Raw genomic sequence first — 17,617 nt, 5'->3', positions numbered from 1 at the left:
TCATGGAATTGATGAATAACCTGATGTTGGGGTTCGGTGCGGCGTTTACGTATACCAACCTCCTGTACGCCTTCATGGGCTGTCTGCTCGGCACCCTGATCGGCGTGCTGCCGGGCCTGGGTCCGGTGGCGACCATTGCCATGCTGCTGCCGGCCACCTATGCGCTGCCGCCGGAATCGGCACTGATCATGCTGGCCGGCATTTACTACGGCGCCCAGTACGGCGGTTCGACCACGGCTATTCTGGTGAACCTGCCGGGTGAATCGTCGTCGGTGGTAACAGTGATCGACGGCTACCAGATGGCACGGCGCGGCCGCGCTGGCGTGGCGCTGGCCACCGCCGGTATCGGTTCGTTCTTCGCCGGCTGCGTGGCCACGCTGATCCTGGCCGCCTTTGCTGCCCCGCTGGCGGAAGTGGCCTTCAAGTTTGGCCCAGCCGAGTACTTCTCGCTGATGGTGCTGGGCCTGATCGGCGCCGTGGTGCTGGCCTCCGGTTCGCTGGTCAAGGCAATCGGCATGATCGTGTTCGGTCTGCTGCTGGGCATGGTCGGTACCGATGTGAACTCGGGCGCGGCGCGCTTCTCGTTCGACGTGGCTGAGCTGACCGACGGCCTGGACTTCGTGGCACTGGCCATGGGTGTGTTCGGCTTTGCGGAAATCGTGGCCAACCTCGAGCAGAAGGAAAAGCGCGAGACCTTCACCAATGCGGTGACCAGCCTCATGCCGAAGAAGGAAGACTTCAAGCGCATGACGCCCGCCATCCTGCGTGGTACGGCGCTGGGTTCGGCCCTCGGTATCCTGCCGGGCGGCGGCGCGGCGCTGGCTTCGTTTGCAGCCTACGCACTGGAAAAGAAGACGTCCAAGTACGTTCATGAGTTCGGCAAGGGCGCCATTGAAGGCGTGGCCGGTCCGGAAGCGGCTAACAATGCTGCGGCCCAGACCTCGTTCATCCCGCTGTTGACGCTCGGTATTCCGCCGAACGCCGTGATGGCGCTGATGGTCGGTGCGATGACCATCCACAATATCCAGCCGGGTCCGCAGGTCATGACCAGCAACCCGACGCTGTTCTGGGGCCTGATCGCCTCGATGTGGATCGGTAACCTGATGCTCATCATCCTGAACCTGCCGCTGATTGGCATCTGGGTGAAGCTGCTGACCGTGCCGTATCGTCTGCTGTATCCCGCCATCCTGGTGTTCTGTGCGATCGGCGTGTACTCGGTGAACAACTCGACCTTCAGCGTCTTCATGGCTGCCGGTTTCGGCCTGCTCGGCTACCTGTTCTACAAGCTGCGCATGGAACCTGCTCCGTTGCTGCTGGGCTTCGTGCTCGGACCGATGATGGAAGAAAACTTCCGGCGCGCCCTGCTGCTGTCGCGCGGTGAGTTCTCGGTGTTCGTCACCCGTCCGCTTTCGCTGGGCCTGCTGATCGCCGCGGCCGTCCTGGTTGCGGTGGTGACCCTGCCATCGATCAAGAAGAAGCGCGAAGAGGCCTTCCAGGAAGAGTAAGACGTCGTTTTGTATTGCAATGCAACAGGCCGCCTTCGTGCGGCCTGTTTGCCAACCGGGCCATGCCCGGCAGGAGTAAGAGACATGATCGTACCCGCCTGCCCCGAGACGCTCGTCGCCAGCGTGCCGCTTCCCCGCCGTAACGATCAGGTCTGTGTGGTGTTCGGCGCGGCGCCGGAATATTTGCAGCATCCGCTGCATGCCGCCGACAACGCCGTCTTTGCCTCAGCCATGCAACCCGCGCTGTTCCGCGATCAGTCAGTCGACGTGATCCTGTGCCTCGACGCCGGGGATCAGCCCCTTGTCGACGGTGAGGAACTGCAGCGCATCCTTAAACCCGAGGGGACACTCGCCGTTCTCAGTTGCGGCGTGGACGAACGCCATGCAGTGGCCGGACCGCTCAACAGGCTGGCCAAGGCTGGCGACCTGCCATTGTTTCCGCCGCACCCGGCCGGCGTGGATGCCTTGTTCGAGCGCTCGGCTTTCGAACATGCCGGCACCGGACGCCTGCCATTCCTGTATACCATGCGGACCGAGACGTTCTGGATGGCGGTGCGGTCGCATTTCGCGCGTTCGATTGCCGATAGCGCCTTGCGCAAGCGGGTCCTGCAACGCGCCATGCGGATCGTCCGCGGTCCGCTGCGGGTGGGCAGCGAGGGCGGCTTCAAGGCCTCGCTGACCCTGCCGTGCTTCCTCGACTACTATCTGTTCCGGCCACGGCCCGTGCACATGCTCGGGTGAACGGCAACGGCCGACGGGAAGAGGGCGCTTTCAGGCGTCCTTTTTTGCAGGCAGGTCCAGGGTTGCGATCAATCCGGGCGCAGCATCTGCCAGGTGCAGTTCCCCGCCATGCAGATGGGCAATGGCGATGACGCTGGCCAGCCCCAGGCCGTAACCCGGCGCCTGCCGGTCGAGACGGTAGAAGCGCGTGCCCACGCGCTCCCGCTCATGTGCGGGAATACCCGGTCCGTTGTCCTGCACCGCGATCGTGAGGCGGCCGTCCACCTGCCGTGTCGCGACATGCACGCGGGCGTGGCGGCCGGCATACTTGAGCGCGTTGTCGACGAGGTTGGCGGTGGCGCTCGCCAGCAGGTCGCGATCGCCATCGAGGACGGCATCCGGGTCGAGCGTGTGGGTCAGGGTGGCATCCTGTTCCTCGGCAACGGCGCCGTACAGGTCCAGCACATCCAGCACCAGTGTATTGATATCCACTTTCGAGAAGGCCTGGCGGCGTGCGCCTGATTCGACCTCGGCAATCTGCAGCAGCTTGTCGAATACGATGCTCAGGTCCTCGATTTCCCTGATGACGAAGCGGATGGCATCGTCACGCTGGGCCGGATCATGTTCGGCGGTGCGCAGTCGCACCAGCATCCGGGAAAGCGGGGTGCGCAGGTTGTGCGCGATGGTGTTCGAGACATGGCGCACGCCATCCATCAGGCGCTCGATCTGGTCGAGCATCATGTTGATGTCGCGCGTCAGCCGTGCGAATTCGTCATCCTGCGGGGATGCCGGTATGCGCTGGCTCAGGTCGCCAGCTTCGATACGCGCAGCCGTGCGCCGGATGGCCGCGACCCGGGCTTCCAGCAACTGGCGGAACATGAGCGTGCCGCCAATCGTCAGCAGTAGCGCAATCGCTCCGGCGGACAGGCTCGCTTCGGCGATCAGCGTCTCCAGCGCACGCTGGTCGCGCATGTCGTGGCCGACGGCGAGCGTGCTGCCGTCCGACAGGCGGCGTACCACCACCCGGCTGAGCGAACGGCCATTGTGGTGGTACACCGGGATTTCAGTGATGCGCTCCTGGGGCAGATCGAGCAGGACGGGATCGGTGACGTTGCCCGCCACCGGGCGCTGCCGGTCATCCCACAGCGCGTAGATCTCACTGTCGGAACTGACACCGTCCTCCAGCATCCTCGAAATATCGTGCGACAGCGCCGCCTGCCCATACTGCTCGAAATGCTGCTGGAGACGGTAGGCGTTGTATTCCAGCTGCTGGTCGATGCGCCGCTGCATCACACCCACCGTCTGCGTATACAGGATGGTGAGGACGATCACCAGAACCAGTAGCAGGAGCGCACTGTAGTGCAGTGCCAGACGGAAGACGATGGAATTCCAGATGGCCGCGACCTGCCGCTTGAGCGAGGCGATCATGCGCCGGCATCTCCATCCGGCGTCTCATCGGTGCCGGAGTCACCGGGCGGGCGCGTCGACATGATGTAGCCGACGCCACGGACCGTATGGATGAGGGCTGGGGTGAACCCTTGGTCGATCTTGTTACGCAGGCGGCTGATCTGGACGTCGATCACATTGGTCTGCGGATCGAACCGGTAGTCCCAGACGGATTCCAGCAGCATGGTTCGCGTGACGACCTGCTGCTGGTGCATGAGCAACGTCACCAGCAAACGGAATTCGCGCGGCTGTAGCGCAATTGGCTGGCCGGCACGCTCGACGCTGCGAGTCACCAGATTGGCCTTCAGGTCCGCCAGTTGCAGCGTTTGTACCGGCTCCGGATTGCCGGCGCGGCGCAGCAGCGCTTCCACGCGCGCGGCCAGCTCGGCGAAGGAGAACGGCTTGGCGAGATAGTCGTCGCAACCCGCCTTCAGGCCGCGCACACGTTCGTCGGTCGCCGACAGCGCGCTCAGCATCAGCACCGGTGTCTGCTTGCCGAGACTGCGCAGCGTCGTCAGCAGTGACAGGCCATCGACGTCGTTTGGCAGCATGCGGTCGAGGATGATGATGTCCCACGACTCGCCCGCCAGGCGTTGCAGTCCATCCAGCCCGTCGCGGCTGATGGCGGTGAAGTAGCCCAGCTCGCGAAAACCGTTAGCAATGTAGCGGGCGTTCTCCGCATCGTCTTCAATGATCAGGCAGCGGCGCATGGCGCAAGGAATCCTTTGTGAAGCTTCCATTATAAGAATATTGCTTACACGCGGGCGGTTCGATGGAGGACATGCGCCGCGCGATTTCCGGTGGACGTCCGTGGATGTATCCACGTGTCTGTGCATGACCCCGGGACGGATCTCGAATCGAAACGTGCGCCGCGATTTTTGATGATGGACACATGCTGTTTCGGAGAGCCACGACGCTGTCGCTGTGAAAATTTGCAACACAACCGTCGTGTCTACACAACGGTTTTGCGATCGTGAATTTCGCGCCGTCGGCGGTATGCATCGATTCAAGAAGAATGAGTGTGTTGCGGTCGCTCAAGCGTTCCCGCGATGCACACGCACATCCCGTTGACGTGACCGTTCGGCTGCGTCGAAACGGCTGCCCGGAAAAGTGCGGGCGCGGCCGTTGGAGGCAAGACGATGACCTCGCGTAAGGCGGCGTGTATTGCAAGGCATGGATGAGCTTCGGCGTGAGACCCGCATCAAATGGCGCTTTGCCAAACGCGTCAAAAAAAACCATGGCGGCGGAAAGCGTTCGCGACGATATCGCGACACGTATCGCGGTGCGTGCTCGGATACCGTTACACCCACTTTTCGGAGGGTGTCGCGCACGAAAAAAAATGCAACGCGACGACGCTCGCGATGCCGGTTTCGAACGTCGAACGACGGCGGTTTCTTTGCGTGCGTGATGACGATCGACACCTGGTGAACATGCTTCGTCGATACGTTTCGAATGCGTGAGCACAGATGTCGCGCAATCTGTCACCAAAACAACCCTGCGTTTTTGCACAAATGTCTTAACATGGATAAACAAAAGAATTATGATTCGCCTTGACAACGATCCGGCTTCGATGCATGGACATCGAAGCGCAAGAAAAAACGGATTGCTCACCGATATCGATGACCGACAGCCGGTAAGCTGAGGAGCCGAACCACCTTGACGCACCATGAGCCTTGCAGGCTTTTCAATTTGCGCATGTACTCCTGTCGCACGAGACAGGAACGGGCGGTCTTCCCTCAAAAATTTCTGGCGCAAGCCTTCTTCACATCCATGGGCGTGACTGCCGGCCACATGCCGGGCGCCATGAGATCCGTGAACCGAATCCACGCTGCAGGCCGCGCTCGCTGCCGTCTGCAGGCAAGAACGTTGCTGCGTTCCGTTCCCGGCGTTGCCGCCGGCATGCGGACGCTTTCCACCGAATTCATTAGCGTGCGTCGGTCTTCCGTCCGCGCGCCGATGAATCGCTCGCTCGGCTGTGTAGGGTTTCACGGGCCGGTCGGGTTGCTTGACTCACGTAGTTCGATTCTCAATCTCAGTGAAGGAGTTTTCCATGGCAACGACTGCTAAGAAAACCGCAGCCAAGAAAGCCGCTCCGGCGAAGAAAGCTGCTGCTAAGAAGGCCCCGGCCAAGAAAGTAGCCGCGAAGAAGGTTGTGGCGAAGAAAGCCCCGGCCAAGAAAGTTGCAGCGAAGAAGGTAGGGGCCAAGAAGGCCCCGGCCAAGAAAGTCGCAGCGAAGAAGGTAGCGGCCAAGAAGGCCCCGGCCAAGAAAGTCGCAGCGAAGAAGGTAGCGGCCAAGAAGGCCCCGGCCAAGAAAGTCGCAGCGAAGAAGGTAGCGGCCAAGAAGGCCCCGGCCAAGAAAGTCGCAGCGAAGAAGGTAGCGGCCAAGAAGGCCCCGGCCAAGAAAGCTGCAGCGAAGAAAGTAGCGGCCAAGAAGCCCGCTGCCAAGAAAGCTGCCGCCAAGAAGCCGGCTGCCAAAAAGGCTGCGGCGAAAAAGCCTGCTGCCAAGAAAGCCGCCGCCAAAAAGCCTGCCCCTGCCAAGCCTGCTGCTGGCGCAGTGAACGCAGCACCCGCGAAGACCGTGCTGAACCCGGCTGCTGCATGGCCGTTCCCGACCGGCAGCCGCCCGTAATTGGGCGCGCCATCCGGCCGAGCATCATGATCCCGCGGGATCTGCACGGCATGCTTGTCATGCCAGAGTGATCCGATACACGGTATTGGATCCGCAAGACGATGGTCTTGCACCCACCCGCCACAGGCATTGCCTTGGCGGGTTTTTTCTTGCCCGCAGATGAGGCAGGCGGGCTTTCGCAGCGAGTGGGTGCGGGCAATGATTTCGGGGCCGGGATGTCCCCATGCTTGCCGTTGCACAGTCTGCCGCGCTCTTTGGCAGAGGCTGGCCCTCGGCACCTCTGTCGTCCGGCAATGAAAAAGGCTGCCCGCAGGCAGCCTTGGTACGACCGAAGCGACTTCGACGGTCAGCGCGTGACGCGTGTCACGCCCCCCGAGGAAAGCAGCCGCACGCGTTCGCCGGGGCGGAAGATCTCGTCGGCTTCCTGCGTGATGGCCCGCAGCTCGCCATTGTCGAGCCGTACCGTGATCTCCAGGGCGCGCTGCTTGCTGACGTGGCCTTCCACGGCCTGTCCGGCAAGTCCGCCCGCTACCGCGCCGATGATCCCCGCCACCAGCGAGCCCGTGCCGCTGCCGATATTGCGTCCGGCCGCGATGCCGCCAAGCGCGCCACCCGCCAGCACCCCGACGCCCGATTGTCCGCCATCGAGCGTGACTTCGCGCACCGTCTCGACAGTTGCCATGCGCACCACCTGTTCACGTTGGGCCTGGCCGCGGGAGTACACGCTGCCGGAGCTGCTGCCGGTGGCGCAGCCTGCAAGGACAGCGGTGCCAAGCATGATGCTGGCAATCAGGGAACGGGAAATCTGGCGCATGATGCGGCTCCTTACTCGTAGCGATATCCGAACGCGGCGGTGAACTGTTCGTGGATGGCCTCGCGGCCGATGGCATGGTTTTGCGGGCCCTGCTTGGCGATTTTAAGCGATCCCATCAGGCTGGCCAGGCGGCCGGTGGTTTCCCAATCGAACCCGCGCTCGATGCCATACAGTAGGCCGCCGCGGAAGGCGTCGCCGCAGCCGGTCGGGTCGACCACCGCTGCCGGCTTGACCGACGGAATGCGGTAGCACTGGCCGCCAGCGTAGATTTCCGCACCGTGTTCACCCAGCGTGACGATCAGTGCTTCCACCTGGCTGGCGATCTGTTCGAGCGACAGGCCAGTGCGTTCGGTCAGCATGCGACCCTCATAGTCGTTGACTGCCACATAGTTGGCGAGTTCAACGAACTGGCGGAGGTCGGCGCCGTCGAACATCGGCATGCCCTGGCCCGGATCGAAGATGAACGGCACGCCAAGGTCGGCAAACTGGCGCGCATGTTCGAGCATGCCGTCGCGGCCATCTGGCGCGACGATGCCGAGCGAGAAACCGCTGGCCTGTTCGGCGCGGTTCAGTGACGAATAGGTCATTGCGCCGGGATGGAAGGCCGTGATCTGGTTGTTGTCGAGATCCGTGGTGATCATCGCCTGCGCGGTGAAATGCTCGGGCAGCACGCGTACGTGTTCGGTGGTGATGCCCAGTTGTTGCAGGTGGGCCAGATAGGGATCGGCGTCCGCGCCCACGGTGGCGAGGATGATCGGCTCGCCGCCGAGCATCTTCAGCGTGTAGGCAATGTTCCCGGCGCATCCGCCGAATTCGCGCCGCATTTGCGGCACGAGAAAGGACACATTCAGGATGTGGATCTGCTCGGGCAGGATATGGTCACGAAAGCGGCCTTCGTACGTCATGATGGTGTCGTAGGCGATCGAGCCGCAGATCAGGCTGGCCATATGGTCTCCGGAAAAGGGGAAAAATTCTGCGGACGGCGGATGCCGTCCGTGGGGGAAGCGGTTTTATTTGAGCGCGGCGAGTGCGGCGTCGTAGTCGGGTTCCTGCTTGATTTCAGGGACCAGTTGCGCGTGCTTGACGACATTGTTCTCGTCCAGCACCAACACGGCGCGCGCCGTCACACCGGCCAGCGGACCGCTGACGATGTCCACGCCATACGGGCGCTTGAAGTCGCCGCGCATGGTCGACAGGGTCACCACATGATCGAGGCCTTCCGTCGAACAGAAGCGGCTCATGGCAAACGGCAGGTCGGACGAGATGGTCAGCAGCACGGTGTTGGCGAGCGCGCCTGCCGCCTCATTGAACTTGCGTGCCGATGCCTGGCACACCGGGGTATCGAGGCTCGGTACGATGTTCAGGATCTTGCGCTTGCCAGCGAAGTCAGCGAGCGTGACGTCCTTGAGATCCTTGGACACCAGGGTGAAAGCGGGCGCGGTGCTGCCCACGGCCGGAAACTGGCCGGCGACGTCGATCGGGTTGCCGCCAAGAGTGACTTGTGCCATTGCGAATCCTCACTGTATCGGTAGGTTGGAATGCCTGACGCCATGGTCAGGGATAAAACATGAGTACGCGGTAGTTGACCGCAGCTTGCCGAGACTGGAATCGTACCCTAAGCGCCAGTTCGCTGTCCGGCGCCAGGCCCGCCTGCAGCAACGCACGTTCGGATGGCGGCAGATATTCTGCGGGTAACAGCACGCGCCGCGCGATGATGCGGTCGTCCAGGTCGGTCAGCACCAGTTCGAGCGCTGGCAGTGCGACATGCGCCTGGCTGCGGCTGCGTAGGTTCAGGCTGAGCAGGTAGTGATCGTGCGTGTCATCCGGTTTCTGCAGCTGTGTCCCGTCGATTGCCAGGCGGTCCAGATGCCGCACCGGCGGGACGGTGCACTGCACCGTCGCACAGGCGCGGAGCAGCAGCGGACGCAAGGCGGGATACGCTGCGGCCAGTGGGCCGCGCCACCAGTAGACCGCCTGCGCGAGAGCGGCCAGGGCGAGCACGACGAACAGGCCGCGCCAGAGCCAGCGCGTGGGCGCTTGCGCAGCGCGCGCACGGTCTTCGGCGTCGCGCACGAAATCAGGGAGCGGTTGCGACGGTGTCGCTGCAGACAGGGCGCAGGGCTCGGTGTGGAATACCCAGCGATGCGCACCAAGCGGTGCTGGCCGATAACGCATGGGGCGACGTGTCCTGTCGCTCGCCGAGTCGATTGTCTGATCTGTGGCGGGAGTCGCCTCGGGAGATGCTGTGTCGAAGTCATCCGGGGCTGCGATGTCAGCCTCTGCTACGGACTCGGACTCGGACTCGGACTCGGACTCGGACTCGGACTCGGACTCGGACTCGGACTCGGACGCCGCCCCTGTTTCCTTCGCGATCAGCAGGCGGGCGATAGCGGGCACCGCGGATGCATCGTCAGGTGCATCGGCCAGGGGCTCTAGGTCATGACTGACTGCGCTGCCGTCCGCCGACCCGGTCGCAGGTGTCGTCGATGTCCCTGCATGGTCAGCGGCTGAGGTGCCGGCATGCATGGTTGTGGCGTCACCATTGCTCCGGCGCTCGGGTTGCGCCAAGGCATCATCCGGACCCCTGGGTCGATCGATGTAGGAGCCGGCAGCGATTGCTGTTGTGTCCGTTGCTGCCGGATCATCGGCATTCGGCCGGGCCGGCGTATCGGCTGAAGCATCGGATGCCGCGGTCGGCAGTGTGAGCAGGTGGTCGCGTCCGTCGAAGACTGTATCGCACTTGCCGCAGCGGACCAGCCCGCCACGCAGCTTGAGCTGGTCGGCAGCGACGCGAAAGGTCGTGTGGCAGACAGGGCAGCGCGCAGCGAGACGGGGCGGTTGTGCCATGGACGGAACAGGGAAGATGGACCGCTTATTCTAAGCCAGCCGTCCGGGGCTGCGGTGGGTGTTGTGCCGTATTGCGCCGAAAGGGTATTTCAGGCGCGCGTACCATGCAGGCACACCCAGCCCTCATGGCTGCGCCAGACCGTCATCGCCAGCCAGGGCGCATAGGCTGCCGCGACTTCCTCCCATTGGCGCTCGAGCACGCCGGACAGGACGAGACGTCCACCCGGGCGCACGCGGCCGCTCAGCATCGCGGCCATGACCTTGAGCGGGTTCGAGAGAATGTTGGCGATGACCAGGTCGAACGTGCGGTCCGGCCAGCGACGGTGCGCATCATCCGGCAGGCAGAAATCCGCCGTGACGCGATTGCGTTCGCAGTTGTACTGCGAGGCCTCCACGGCATGCGGATCGATGTCGATACCGAGCGTGTCGCCAGCGCCGAGCTTGCGCGCCACGATGGCGAGGATGCCGGAGCCGCAGCCGTAGTCGAGCACCGTTTCGCCCGGCTGCAGATGCTGCTCGAGCCACTCCATGCACAGGCGCGTGGTCGGGTGGCTGCCGGTACCGAAGGCCAGGCCGGGATCGAGTTCGAGAATCACAGCGTCGGGATCCGGGGCATCGTGCCAGGACGGTACCACCCAGATGCGCTCGCCGATGGGAATCGGGTCGAATTGCGACTGTGTCAGGCGAACCCAGTCCTGATCCTCGAGCGTACGCACGAGGCAGTCCGGTACGGCCGGCCAGCCAAGCGCATCCACGGCGGCCTGCAGCATGGCGTGCGGATCGGTATCGTCGGCGACGAGAGCAACCACACGCGAGCGGTTCCAGGCAAGGCGGTCGGGTTCGTGCCCGGGTTCGCCGAATAGCGGCTGCTCGTCCGGTGTGTCGGCATCGGCATCTTCCACCGAGACAGACAGCGCACCCAGCTCGAAGAGCGCGTCAGACAGGGCCTCGGCCTGATCCTCCGCGACTTCGACGACGCATTCCCGATAGCTCATCGTGCTCAGGCCTTGCCGCCCTTGGCAACTTGCTTCTGGGCCAGGCGGTGCTCCAGATAATGGATGTTGGTCCCGCCTTCGACGAAGTTGGCGTCGAGCATCAGTTCACGGTGCAGCGGAATATTGGTCTGGATGCCTTCCACGACCATTTCCGACAGCGCGATGCGCATGCGGGCAATGGCCTGTTCACGGGTCGCGCCGTAACTGATGATCTTGCCGATCATCGAGTCGTAGGTCGGAGGCACGAAGTAGCCGCTATAGGCGTGCGAATCGACACGAATGCCGGGACCACCCGGCGGATGCCAGCTGGTGATGCGGCCCGGCGACGGCGTGAACTTGAACGGATCTTCTGCGTTGATGCGGCACTCGATGGCGTGGCCCTTGAGCTGCACGTCTTTCTGGCGGAAGCGCAGCTTCTCGCCGAACGCAACGCGGATCTGTTCCTGCACGATGTCGATGCCAGTGATCATCTCGGTCACCGGATGTTCAACCTGCACGCGCGTATTCATCTCGATGAAGTAGAACTCGTTGTTCTCGTAGAGGAACTCGAACGTGCCGGCGCCACGGTAGCCGATCTTCTTGCATGCTTCCGCGCAGCGGTCGCCGATGCGGTCCAGCAGGCGGCGCGGAATGTGCGGCGCGGGCGCTTCCTCGATCACCTTCTGGTGCCGGCGCTGCATCGAGCAGTCACGCTCGCCGAGCCAGATGGCATTCTTGTAAGTGTCGGCGAGGACCTGGATTTCCACGTGGCGCGGATTCTCCAGGAACTTCTCCATGTAGACCTCGGGGTTGCCAAAGGCGAGCCCGGCTTCTTCACGCGTCATATTGACGGCGTTCAGCAGTGCGGCTTCGGTATGCACCACGCGCATGCCGCGTCCGCCACCGCCGCCGGCGGCCTTGATGATCACGGGATAGCCAATGCGCCGTGCGGTCGCCAGGATTTCCTTCGGATCTTCCGGCAGCGCGCCTTCCGAGCCCGGTACGCATGGCACCCCGGAGCGGATCATGGCCTGTTTGGCCGACACCTTGTCACCCATCATGCGGATGCACTCGGCGGTCGGGCCGATAAAGGTGAAGCCGGACTGCTCCACGCGCTCGGCGAAGTCAGCGTTCTCGGACAGGAAGCCATAGCCCGGGTGGATGGCCTGGGCATCCGTGACTTCGGCCGCCGAGATGATGGCCGGCATGTTCAGGTAGCTTTGCGGCGAAGGAGCCGGGCCGATGCACACGGCTTCGTCCGCCAGCTTGACGTACTTGGCGTCGCGGTCTGCTTCGGAGAACACCACCACGGTCTTGATGCCCAGTTCGCGGCACGCGCGCTGGATGCGAAGGGCGATTTCGCCGCGATTCGCAATCAGAATCTTGTCAAACATGAAATATCTCGCTGCGGAGAGGGGCAGGGTGGCCGGCGGCCCATGCGCCGGCGCGGGGCAGAGGCCGTGGGCCTTTAGCCAATGACGATCAGCGGCTGGCCGTATTCGACAGCATCGCCGTTTTCCGCCAGGATTTCCTTGACCACGCCGGACTTGTCGGCTTCGATTTCGTTGAGCAGCTTCATCGCTTCGATGATGCAGATGGTCTGGCCTTCCTTTACGGTATCGCCAACGCTCACGAACGGGGCCGCGCCCGGCGACGGCGCACGATAGAACGTGCCCACCATGGGCGAATTCACGGTGTGACCCGACGGCGCAGCCGGCGTGACTTCCACTGCCGGCGCGGCAGCCGGTGCGGCAGCCGCGGGAGCGGCCATCGTGACCGGGGCGGCGACCGGTGCAGTCACCGGCGCGGCGATGATCTGCGGCGGCGCCTTGACGATGCGGACCTTGCCTTCGCCCTCGGTGACCTCGAGTTCGGAAATTCCCGATTCCGCGACGAGATCGATCAGCGTCTTGAGCTTACGCAAATCCATGGCACTACCTCCTGAATGATGGGTTGCCCGCCGGCCATCCGGCCGCGGACATGCAAATTGGGTACGGGATCAACCGGATGCCGTACTGAGTCCGTATTCGAGCGCCAGCTGATAGCCGCGTGCGCCCAGCCCGCAAATCACTCCGACTGCCAGTGCAGAAAGATAAGACTTGTGGCGGAAAGGTTCCCGCGCGTGCACATTGGACAAGTGCACCTCGATGAACGGAATGTCCACCGCTGCCAGCGCGTCGCGGATGGCCACACTGGTGTGGGTGTACGCCGCGGGATTGATGATGATGAAGTTCACGCCTTCCTGGCGCGCCGCCTGGATGCGGTCCACCAGCGCCCCTTCGTGGTTCGACTGGAAGGTCTGGCACTGCGCGCCGGCTGCCGTGGCTTGCGCCACCAGGGTGCGATCGATTTCCGCAAGCGTGGTCGACCCATATGTTTCCGGCTCGCGTGTCCCGAGCAGATTCAGGTTGGGTCCGTGCAGCACCAGGATGTTGCAGGAAATCTTGGAAGTCACGTGGTCGTTCAGATCAACGAAATTGCGCGAAATTTACCGCAGTTTAGACGGACTTGTCTAGCGCGGCGTTTGCCTGTTCGCGTGAATCCTCTCCCGGATGGGCCGGGTGTGACGATTGCGGCGCTCACTTGGCATTCATATTCCCAGGGCGGTTTTCAGTTCCGCCTGGGTCACCTGCCCGGTCTTGCGGTACGAAATGTTGCCTTCTGGCGTCACAATGACGGTAAAAGGCAGCGCCCCGACGGTATTTCCAAAAGCACGGGCCAGTTCCGTCCCACTGAAACCGGCCACAGCCAGGGGATACGAAACAGGCACTTTGGCGGAGAAATCGCGGATGTTTGTGGCGGAATCGATGCCGATTCCTACGAAATGAATGTTTCTGCTGCGTACTTCGTCAGCCAGCGCCGTCAGCTCCGGCATTTCTTCGACGCACGGGGCACACCATGGTGCCCAGAAATTGATGACCACGGTTTGCTGGCGGAACGCCCCCATGTCGACGGGTTTGCCTGCCGCGTCCGGCAAGGCCGTGCGGAAGAACTGCTCGACCACGCCGTCGGCGGCCGGGGCGGGGCTGTATCGCGACGAAGCGGCATAGATGCCGGCTGCGCCAGCGATGAGGGCAGCAAGAACAATCACCCAGAAACCGGGTGTGCGTAAAAACGGGCGTTGCACCGCCATGGGGACCTCAAACAGATGAATCAGTGGAAACAGGTGGCTCTGGCGCCTCAGGGCCTTCGTCCAGCAGCGCGAGCACATCGTCGCGCGTGGCGCGGTTCGGTCGGCCGCTGGCATCCAGGCGGCGGAGGCGGCGGATATCGTCCGCGTCGTACAGCGCAATATGGATTCCCACCGGGCTGCCAAGTTCCGCGCGAATCTCCTCGGCAAGGGTACGCGTCTCGCGCATTTGCGGCCACTGGCCGCGCCACAGGAAGCTGAGCGTCTCGACTTCGCCGCGGCCGCTCAGGTGCGGGGTTTCGACGGTATCGAAATCGATGCCGGCATTCAACAGGTACACCGCGACGTCCTTTGGGCTGTCGCAGAAGGCCTGCAGGTGGATATCGGAGTGCTGGCTGGCGGTGCCATTGAGCACCGCACCCGCCAGATAGGGCCGGAATGGCGCTAGCTCTTCCATGGCAAGCGCCGCGAGGCGGCGCAGCAGGCGCAGGATGCGGGGTTGCCGCTCACCCTGGAACAGTGCCTGGTATTCGCGCACGCTGGCTTCGATGGTTTCGTTGTCCGGCATCCATTCGCCTGCCACGCGGGTGTCGCCGAGAATCTGGCGGGCGGCCTTGCGCTTGGCCGTGGCGTAGTCGGCCCCGTCCTCGGCGATCATGCGGGCGGCGCTGAGGGCGATTTCGTCCCGCAGGCGTAGCGGGTCGGTCGGTTGATGTCTGGACATGCCGTCCATGATACCGGAGTCGCCGTGCCGGCTCTGGCGGCCAAGTGATGTCCTCATGGCGGAGAACGAGGTCCTGCATGCGGATGGTCCGCCATGGGGGCGGGTCGGCGCCACGGCGGAGGCCGCGTACAGGTCGGGTACAATCGGCGCTCTACCTGTTCTCTGTTGCGCCGGTCAGCCATGCACATTCATATTCTCGGTATCTGCGGTACCTTCATGGGCGGTATCGCGGTGATTGCCCGCCAGGCGGGCCACCGCGTGACAGGGTGCGACGCGAATGTCTATCCGCCGATGAGCACGCAACTGGAGGAGCAGGGAATCGAGCTGATCGAAGGCTACGACCCGGCCCAGATCGACCTCAAGCCTGATCTCTATGTGATCGGCAACGTGGTGACGCGCGGCAATCCGCTCATGGAGGCGATCCTCGACCGCAACCTGCCGTATGTCTCCGGTCCGCAGTGGCTCGGTGAGAATGTGCTGCGCCACAAGTGGGTGCTGGCCGTCGCCGGTACGCACGGCAAGACCACCACGACCTCGATGCTGGCGTGGATTCTCGAGCATGCTGGCTACAACCCCGGGTTTCTCGTGGGTGGCGTGCCCAACAATTTCGGCATTTCTGCCCGCCTGACTGACAGCGATTTCTTCGTGATCGAGGCCGACGAGTACGACACCGCCTTCTTCGACAAGCGCAGCAAGTTCGTCCACTACCGCCCGCGCACGGCCATCCTGAACAATCTCGAGTTCGATCACGCCGATATCTTCCCGGATCTCGCGGCCATCGAAACCCAGTTCCACCACCTAATCCGCACCGTGCCAGGGCAGGGCCGCCTGATCGTCAACGGCCTCGATACCAATCTCGCGCGCGTGCTCGAGCGCGGCTGCTGGAGCAGTATCGAGCAGTTCGGCGCGGGCGACTGGATGGCTGCCAACGTGGGCGCGGACGACAGTTTCGATGTCCTGCTCGATGACCAGCCACAAGGCCGCGTGCGTTGGCAGGTGCAGGGCGTGCACAACCAGCTCAATGCCCTGGCCGCGATCGCTGCCGCGCGCCATGTGGGCGTGCCACCAGCCGTTGCGATCGAGGCGATGGCCGGCTTCCGGAACGTCAAGCGGCGTATGGAAGTGCGTGGTACGGTCAAGGGCATCACCGTCTATGACGATTTCGCGCATCATCCCACCGCGATCCACACCACCCTCGACGGCTTGCGCAAGCGTGTCGGCGCGGCCCGTATCCTGGCGGTGCTCGAGCCGCGTTCCAACACCATGAAGCTCGGCGTCATGAAAAGCCAGCTGCCTGGCAGCCTGGAACTGGCCGATCGCGTGTATGGCTTCGGCGCGCCCGGCGGCTGGGATCTCGGTGCCGCGCTGGCGCCGCTTGGCGACCGGGCCGAGGCATTCACCGATCTCGACGCGCTGGTCGCCGCGGTCATCCGCGAGGCGCGTCCTGGCGACCAGATTCTCGTCATGAGCAACGGCGGATTCGGCGGGATCCACCAGAAACTGCTCGACGCGCTGGCGGCACGGTGAGCGTGCGCGCTGTGATCGAGTGCGATTGAGTCATGCTTCTTTATCTCCACGGTTTTCGTTCCTCTCCCCAGTCCACCAAGGCGCGCATCGTGGCCGAGCGCATGCAGGCACTCGGGCGTGCCGATGACTATGTCTGCCCCGAGCTGAACGTTGCGCCGCAGGCGGCGATCGCCCAGGCCGAAGCGGCCATTGCAGCAGCCCGTGCACGCGGTGACGAGACGCTCGCCATCGTCGGTTCCTCGCTTGGCGGTTTCTATGCCACCTGGCTTGCGGAGCGGTATGGCTGCCGCGCGGCGGTACTCAATCCGGCTACGCAGCCGTACCGTGACCTCGCCAGGTATCTTGGCGAGCAGCCGTTGTGGCACGGCGGCGGCACCGTCCGCGTGGAGCCGGCGCACATGGATGAGCTGCGTGCGCTGGCCGTGCCGCGCATCACGCATCCGGAACGCTATTACCTGCTGGCCGCTACCGGGGACGAAGTGCTCGACTACCGTGAGATGCTCGCGCACTACGCGGGTGCGCAGGTACGCCTGCTGCAAGGCAGCGATCATGGCATCAGCGAGTTTGCCGACTATGTCGATGAAGTCCTGACGTTTTGCGGGATAGGGCAGTGACAGCATTCGAAAGCCGGACCTTTCGCCAGAGCCGCTGGCGTTTCGATTTTCCGCATGACCCTGAGATTTCCCTGGATATCCGGCGCTGGATCACGGGAGCTGGTTCGCTCACGCAACGCCTGATCAGCGCCAGCGGCACATTCCGCGTGCAGCTCCTGTCACAGCAGCCGATGCCGCCGCTGGCCGATGAGTGGCGGCGGCTTGGCATGCGCTGGCAGCGACCTGTCGTCACGCGTGAAGTCATTCTGCTATGCGATGACGAACCGGTGGTGTTCGCCCACACCGTCGCGCGGCCCGAGCGCATGCGGCAGGACTGGCCATTCCTGCGTGGCCTCGGTCATCGCTCGCTCGGCAGCGCGCTTTTCATCGATCCGCAGGTGGCGCGCACGCCGTTCGAGTTTGCCCGCCTTGCGCCGCATCATCCCCTCATGCAACGCGCCTTCCAGGCCCTGCCGGCGTTGCCGCGGGAGCGGCCGCTGCTGGCGCGCCGCTCGGTGTTCCGGCGCGCCCAGGGCGCCATGCTGGTCACGGAAATATTCCTGCCCTCGCTGGCGCGTTTGCGTCCTCCGCACCAGGTTCAGTTCGGCTGACGTTGCCGAATTGCGTCACGGGCCGCATCGCCATGCCGCGCGGCGCTGTGACGCGGCAGGGTACGGTATGATGCGGGTCTGATCGATGCAGGCAGAC

At 63.7% G+C, this 17,617-nt stretch carries 18 protein-coding genes; 6 read left to right on the top strand and 12 right to left on the bottom strand.

Annotated elements, in window-relative coordinates; genetic code table 11:
• The first annotated feature begins 2 nt into the window (after positions 1-2).
• Positions 3-1,505 carry a tripartite tricarboxylate transporter permease gene (locus tag ACQ3C8_RS12205; protein WP_009523832.1) on the top strand — a complete coding sequence of 501 codons (1,503 nt, stop codon included), beginning with the start codon at positions 3-5 and terminating at the stop codon, positions 1,503-1,505.
• An 84-nt stretch (positions 1,506-1,589) separates the two neighbouring features.
• Positions 1,590-2,246 (top strand): hypothetical protein, encoded by a 657-nt coding sequence (locus tag ACQ3C8_RS12200; RefSeq protein WP_428851716.1) that lies wholly within the window; start codon positions 1,590-1,592, stop codon positions 2,244-2,246.
• A gap of 30 nt (positions 2,247-2,276) precedes the next feature.
• On the opposite strand, the gene ACQ3C8_RS12195 is transcribed toward ACQ3C8_RS12200, so the two are convergent.
• The gene (locus ACQ3C8_RS12195; protein ID WP_428851715.1) at positions 2,277-3,653 is read right to left on the bottom strand and encodes an ATP-binding protein; all 1,377 of its coding nucleotides are present in this window, start codon (positions 3,651-3,653) and stop codon (positions 2,277-2,279) included.
• Positions 3,650-4,381, bottom strand: coding sequence for a response regulator transcription factor (locus ACQ3C8_RS12190; RefSeq protein WP_009523835.1), 732 nt, complete (start codon positions 4,379-4,381; stop codon positions 3,650-3,652). Before ACQ3C8_RS12190 ends, ACQ3C8_RS12195 begins: the two co-directional genes overlap by 4 nt.
• Positions 4,382-5,721: 1,340 nt before the next feature.
• Between ACQ3C8_RS12190 and ACQ3C8_RS12185 the strand changes: the two genes are divergently transcribed.
• Entirely contained in the window at positions 5,722-6,300 is a 579-nt protein-coding gene (locus ACQ3C8_RS12185) for a histone H1-like DNA-binding protein (protein WP_428851714.1), read from the top strand.
• A gap of 346 nt (positions 6,301-6,646) precedes the next feature.
• On the opposite strand, the gene ACQ3C8_RS12180 is transcribed toward ACQ3C8_RS12185, so the two are convergent.
• The 10 genes from ACQ3C8_RS12180 to ACQ3C8_RS12135 form a co-directional block, all read right to left on the bottom strand.
• Positions 6,647-7,114, bottom strand: a complete 468-nt coding sequence (locus ACQ3C8_RS12180; protein WP_009523867.1) for a membrane protein — start codon at positions 7,112-7,114, stop codon at positions 6,647-6,649.
• An 11-nt stretch (positions 7,115-7,125) separates the two neighbouring features.
• The gene (locus ACQ3C8_RS12175; protein ID WP_009523866.1) at positions 7,126-8,061 is read right to left on the bottom strand and encodes a carbohydrate kinase family protein; all 936 of its coding nucleotides are present in this window, start codon (positions 8,059-8,061) and stop codon (positions 7,126-7,128) included.
• 63 nt (positions 8,062-8,124) lie between these two features.
• Complete coding sequence (gene tpx, locus ACQ3C8_RS12170) at positions 8,125-8,622, bottom strand: thiol peroxidase (RefSeq protein ID WP_009523865.1); 498 nt, start codon at positions 8,620-8,622, stop codon at positions 8,125-8,127.
• Positions 8,623-8,668: 46 nt separating this feature from the next.
• Positions 8,669-9,961 (bottom strand): DUF3426 domain-containing protein, encoded by a 1,293-nt coding sequence (locus tag ACQ3C8_RS12165; protein ID WP_428851713.1) that lies wholly within the window; start codon positions 9,959-9,961, stop codon positions 8,669-8,671.
• 89 nt (positions 9,962-10,050) lie between these two features.
• The gene (gene prmA / locus ACQ3C8_RS12160; protein ID WP_009523863.1) at positions 10,051-10,956 is read right to left on the bottom strand and encodes a 50S ribosomal protein L11 methyltransferase; all 906 of its coding nucleotides are present in this window, start codon (positions 10,954-10,956) and stop codon (positions 10,051-10,053) included.
• Between the two features lie 5 nt (positions 10,957-10,961).
• A complete protein-coding gene (gene accC / locus ACQ3C8_RS12155; RefSeq protein ID WP_009523862.1) occupies positions 10,962-12,329 on the bottom strand; it encodes an acetyl-CoA carboxylase biotin carboxylase subunit in 1,368 nt (455 codons plus the stop codon).
• A 74-nt stretch (positions 12,330-12,403) separates the two neighbouring features.
• The gene (accB, locus tag ACQ3C8_RS12150) at positions 12,404-12,865 is read right to left on the bottom strand and encodes an acetyl-CoA carboxylase biotin carboxyl carrier protein (protein WP_009523861.1); all 462 of its coding nucleotides are present in this window, start codon (positions 12,863-12,865) and stop codon (positions 12,404-12,406) included.
• A 69-nt stretch (positions 12,866-12,934) separates the two neighbouring features.
• Positions 12,935-13,390, bottom strand: coding sequence for a type II 3-dehydroquinate dehydratase (gene aroQ / locus ACQ3C8_RS12145; protein WP_009523860.1), 456 nt, complete (start codon positions 13,388-13,390; stop codon positions 12,935-12,937).
• 135 nt (positions 13,391-13,525) lie between these two features.
• Positions 13,526-14,068, bottom strand: a complete 543-nt coding sequence (locus ACQ3C8_RS12140) for a TlpA family protein disulfide reductase (protein ID WP_428851712.1) — start codon at positions 14,066-14,068, stop codon at positions 13,526-13,528.
• Positions 14,069-14,075: 7 nt separating this feature from the next.
• A complete protein-coding gene (locus tag ACQ3C8_RS12135; protein ID WP_050981135.1) occupies positions 14,076-14,789 on the bottom strand; it encodes a hypothetical protein in 714 nt (237 codons plus the stop codon).
• Between the two features lie 180 nt (positions 14,790-14,969).
• Between ACQ3C8_RS12135 and mpl the strand changes: the two genes are divergently transcribed.
• Genes mpl through ACQ3C8_RS12120 form a run of 3 tightly spaced genes read left to right on the top strand, consistent with a single transcriptional unit; the run spans position 14,970 to position 17,520 of the window.
• A complete protein-coding gene (mpl, locus tag ACQ3C8_RS12130) occupies positions 14,970-16,316 on the top strand; it encodes a UDP-N-acetylmuramate:L-alanyl-gamma-D-glutamyl-meso-diaminopimelate ligase (protein WP_428851711.1) in 1,347 nt (448 codons plus the stop codon).
• A 32-nt stretch (positions 16,317-16,348) separates the two neighbouring features.
• Complete coding sequence (locus tag ACQ3C8_RS12125) at positions 16,349-16,930, top strand: YqiA/YcfP family alpha/beta fold hydrolase (protein ID WP_428851710.1); 582 nt, start codon at positions 16,349-16,351, stop codon at positions 16,928-16,930.
• The gene (locus ACQ3C8_RS12120; protein WP_009523855.1) at positions 16,927-17,520 is read left to right on the top strand and encodes a chorismate--pyruvate lyase family protein; all 594 of its coding nucleotides are present in this window, start codon (positions 16,927-16,929) and stop codon (positions 17,518-17,520) included. Before ACQ3C8_RS12125 ends, ACQ3C8_RS12120 begins: the two co-directional genes overlap by 4 nt.
• Positions 17,521-17,617 lie beyond the last annotated feature (97 nt).

Source organism: Imbroritus primus (assembly GCF_964332355.1).
Lineage (GTDB): Bacteria > Pseudomonadota > Gammaproteobacteria > Burkholderiales > Burkholderiaceae > Imbroritus > Imbroritus primus.
This window is presented reverse-complemented; position numbering and strand designations above follow the sequence as displayed.

Bases quoted from the DNA above. Each gene is read 5' to 3' on its own strand.
- ACQ3C8_RS12205 (WP_009523832.1), top strand. From the start codon at position 3: ATGGAATTGATGAATAACCTGATGTTGGGGTTCGGTGCGGCGTTTACG.
- ACQ3C8_RS12200 (WP_428851716.1), top strand. From the start codon at position 1,590: ATGATCGTACCCGCCTGCCCCGAGACGCTCGTCGCCAGCGTGCCGCTT.
- ACQ3C8_RS12195 (WP_428851715.1), bottom strand. From the start codon at position 3,653: ATGATCGCCTCGCTCAAGCGGCAGGTCGCGGCCATCTGGAATTCCATC.
- ACQ3C8_RS12190 (WP_009523835.1), bottom strand. From the start codon at position 4,381: ATGCGCCGCTGCCTGATCATTGAAGACGATGCGGAGAACGCCCGCTAC.
- ACQ3C8_RS12185 (WP_428851714.1), top strand. From the start codon at position 5,722: ATGGCAACGACTGCTAAGAAAACCGCAGCCAAGAAAGCCGCTCCGGCG.
- ACQ3C8_RS12180 (WP_009523867.1), bottom strand. From the start codon at position 7,114: ATGCGCCAGATTTCCCGTTCCCTGATTGCCAGCATCATGCTTGGCACC.
- ACQ3C8_RS12175 (WP_009523866.1), bottom strand. From the start codon at position 8,061: ATGGCCAGCCTGATCTGCGGCTCGATCGCCTACGACACCATCATGACG.
- tpx (WP_009523865.1), bottom strand. From the start codon at position 8,622: ATGGCACAAGTCACTCTTGGCGGCAACCCGATCGACGTCGCCGGCCAG.
- ACQ3C8_RS12165 (WP_428851713.1), bottom strand. From the start codon at position 9,961: ATGGCACAACCGCCCCGTCTCGCTGCGCGCTGCCCTGTCTGCCACACG.
- prmA (WP_009523863.1), bottom strand. From the start codon at position 10,956: ATGAGCTATCGGGAATGCGTCGTCGAAGTCGCGGAGGATCAGGCCGAG.
- accC (WP_009523862.1), bottom strand. From the start codon at position 12,329: ATGTTTGACAAGATTCTGATTGCGAATCGCGGCGAAATCGCCCTTCGC.
- accB (WP_009523861.1), bottom strand. From the start codon at position 12,865: ATGGATTTGCGTAAGCTCAAGACGCTGATCGATCTCGTCGCGGAATCG.
- ACQ3C8_RS12140 (WP_428851712.1), bottom strand. From the start codon at position 14,068: ATGGCGGTGCAACGCCCGTTTTTACGCACACCCGGTTTCTGGGTGATT.
- ACQ3C8_RS12135 (WP_050981135.1), bottom strand. From the start codon at position 14,789: ATGTCCAGACATCAACCGACCGACCCGCTACGCCTGCGGGACGAAATC.
- mpl (WP_428851711.1), top strand. From the start codon at position 14,970: ATGCACATTCATATTCTCGGTATCTGCGGTACCTTCATGGGCGGTATC.
- ACQ3C8_RS12125 (WP_428851710.1), top strand. From the start codon at position 16,349: ATGCTTCTTTATCTCCACGGTTTTCGTTCCTCTCCCCAGTCCACCAAG.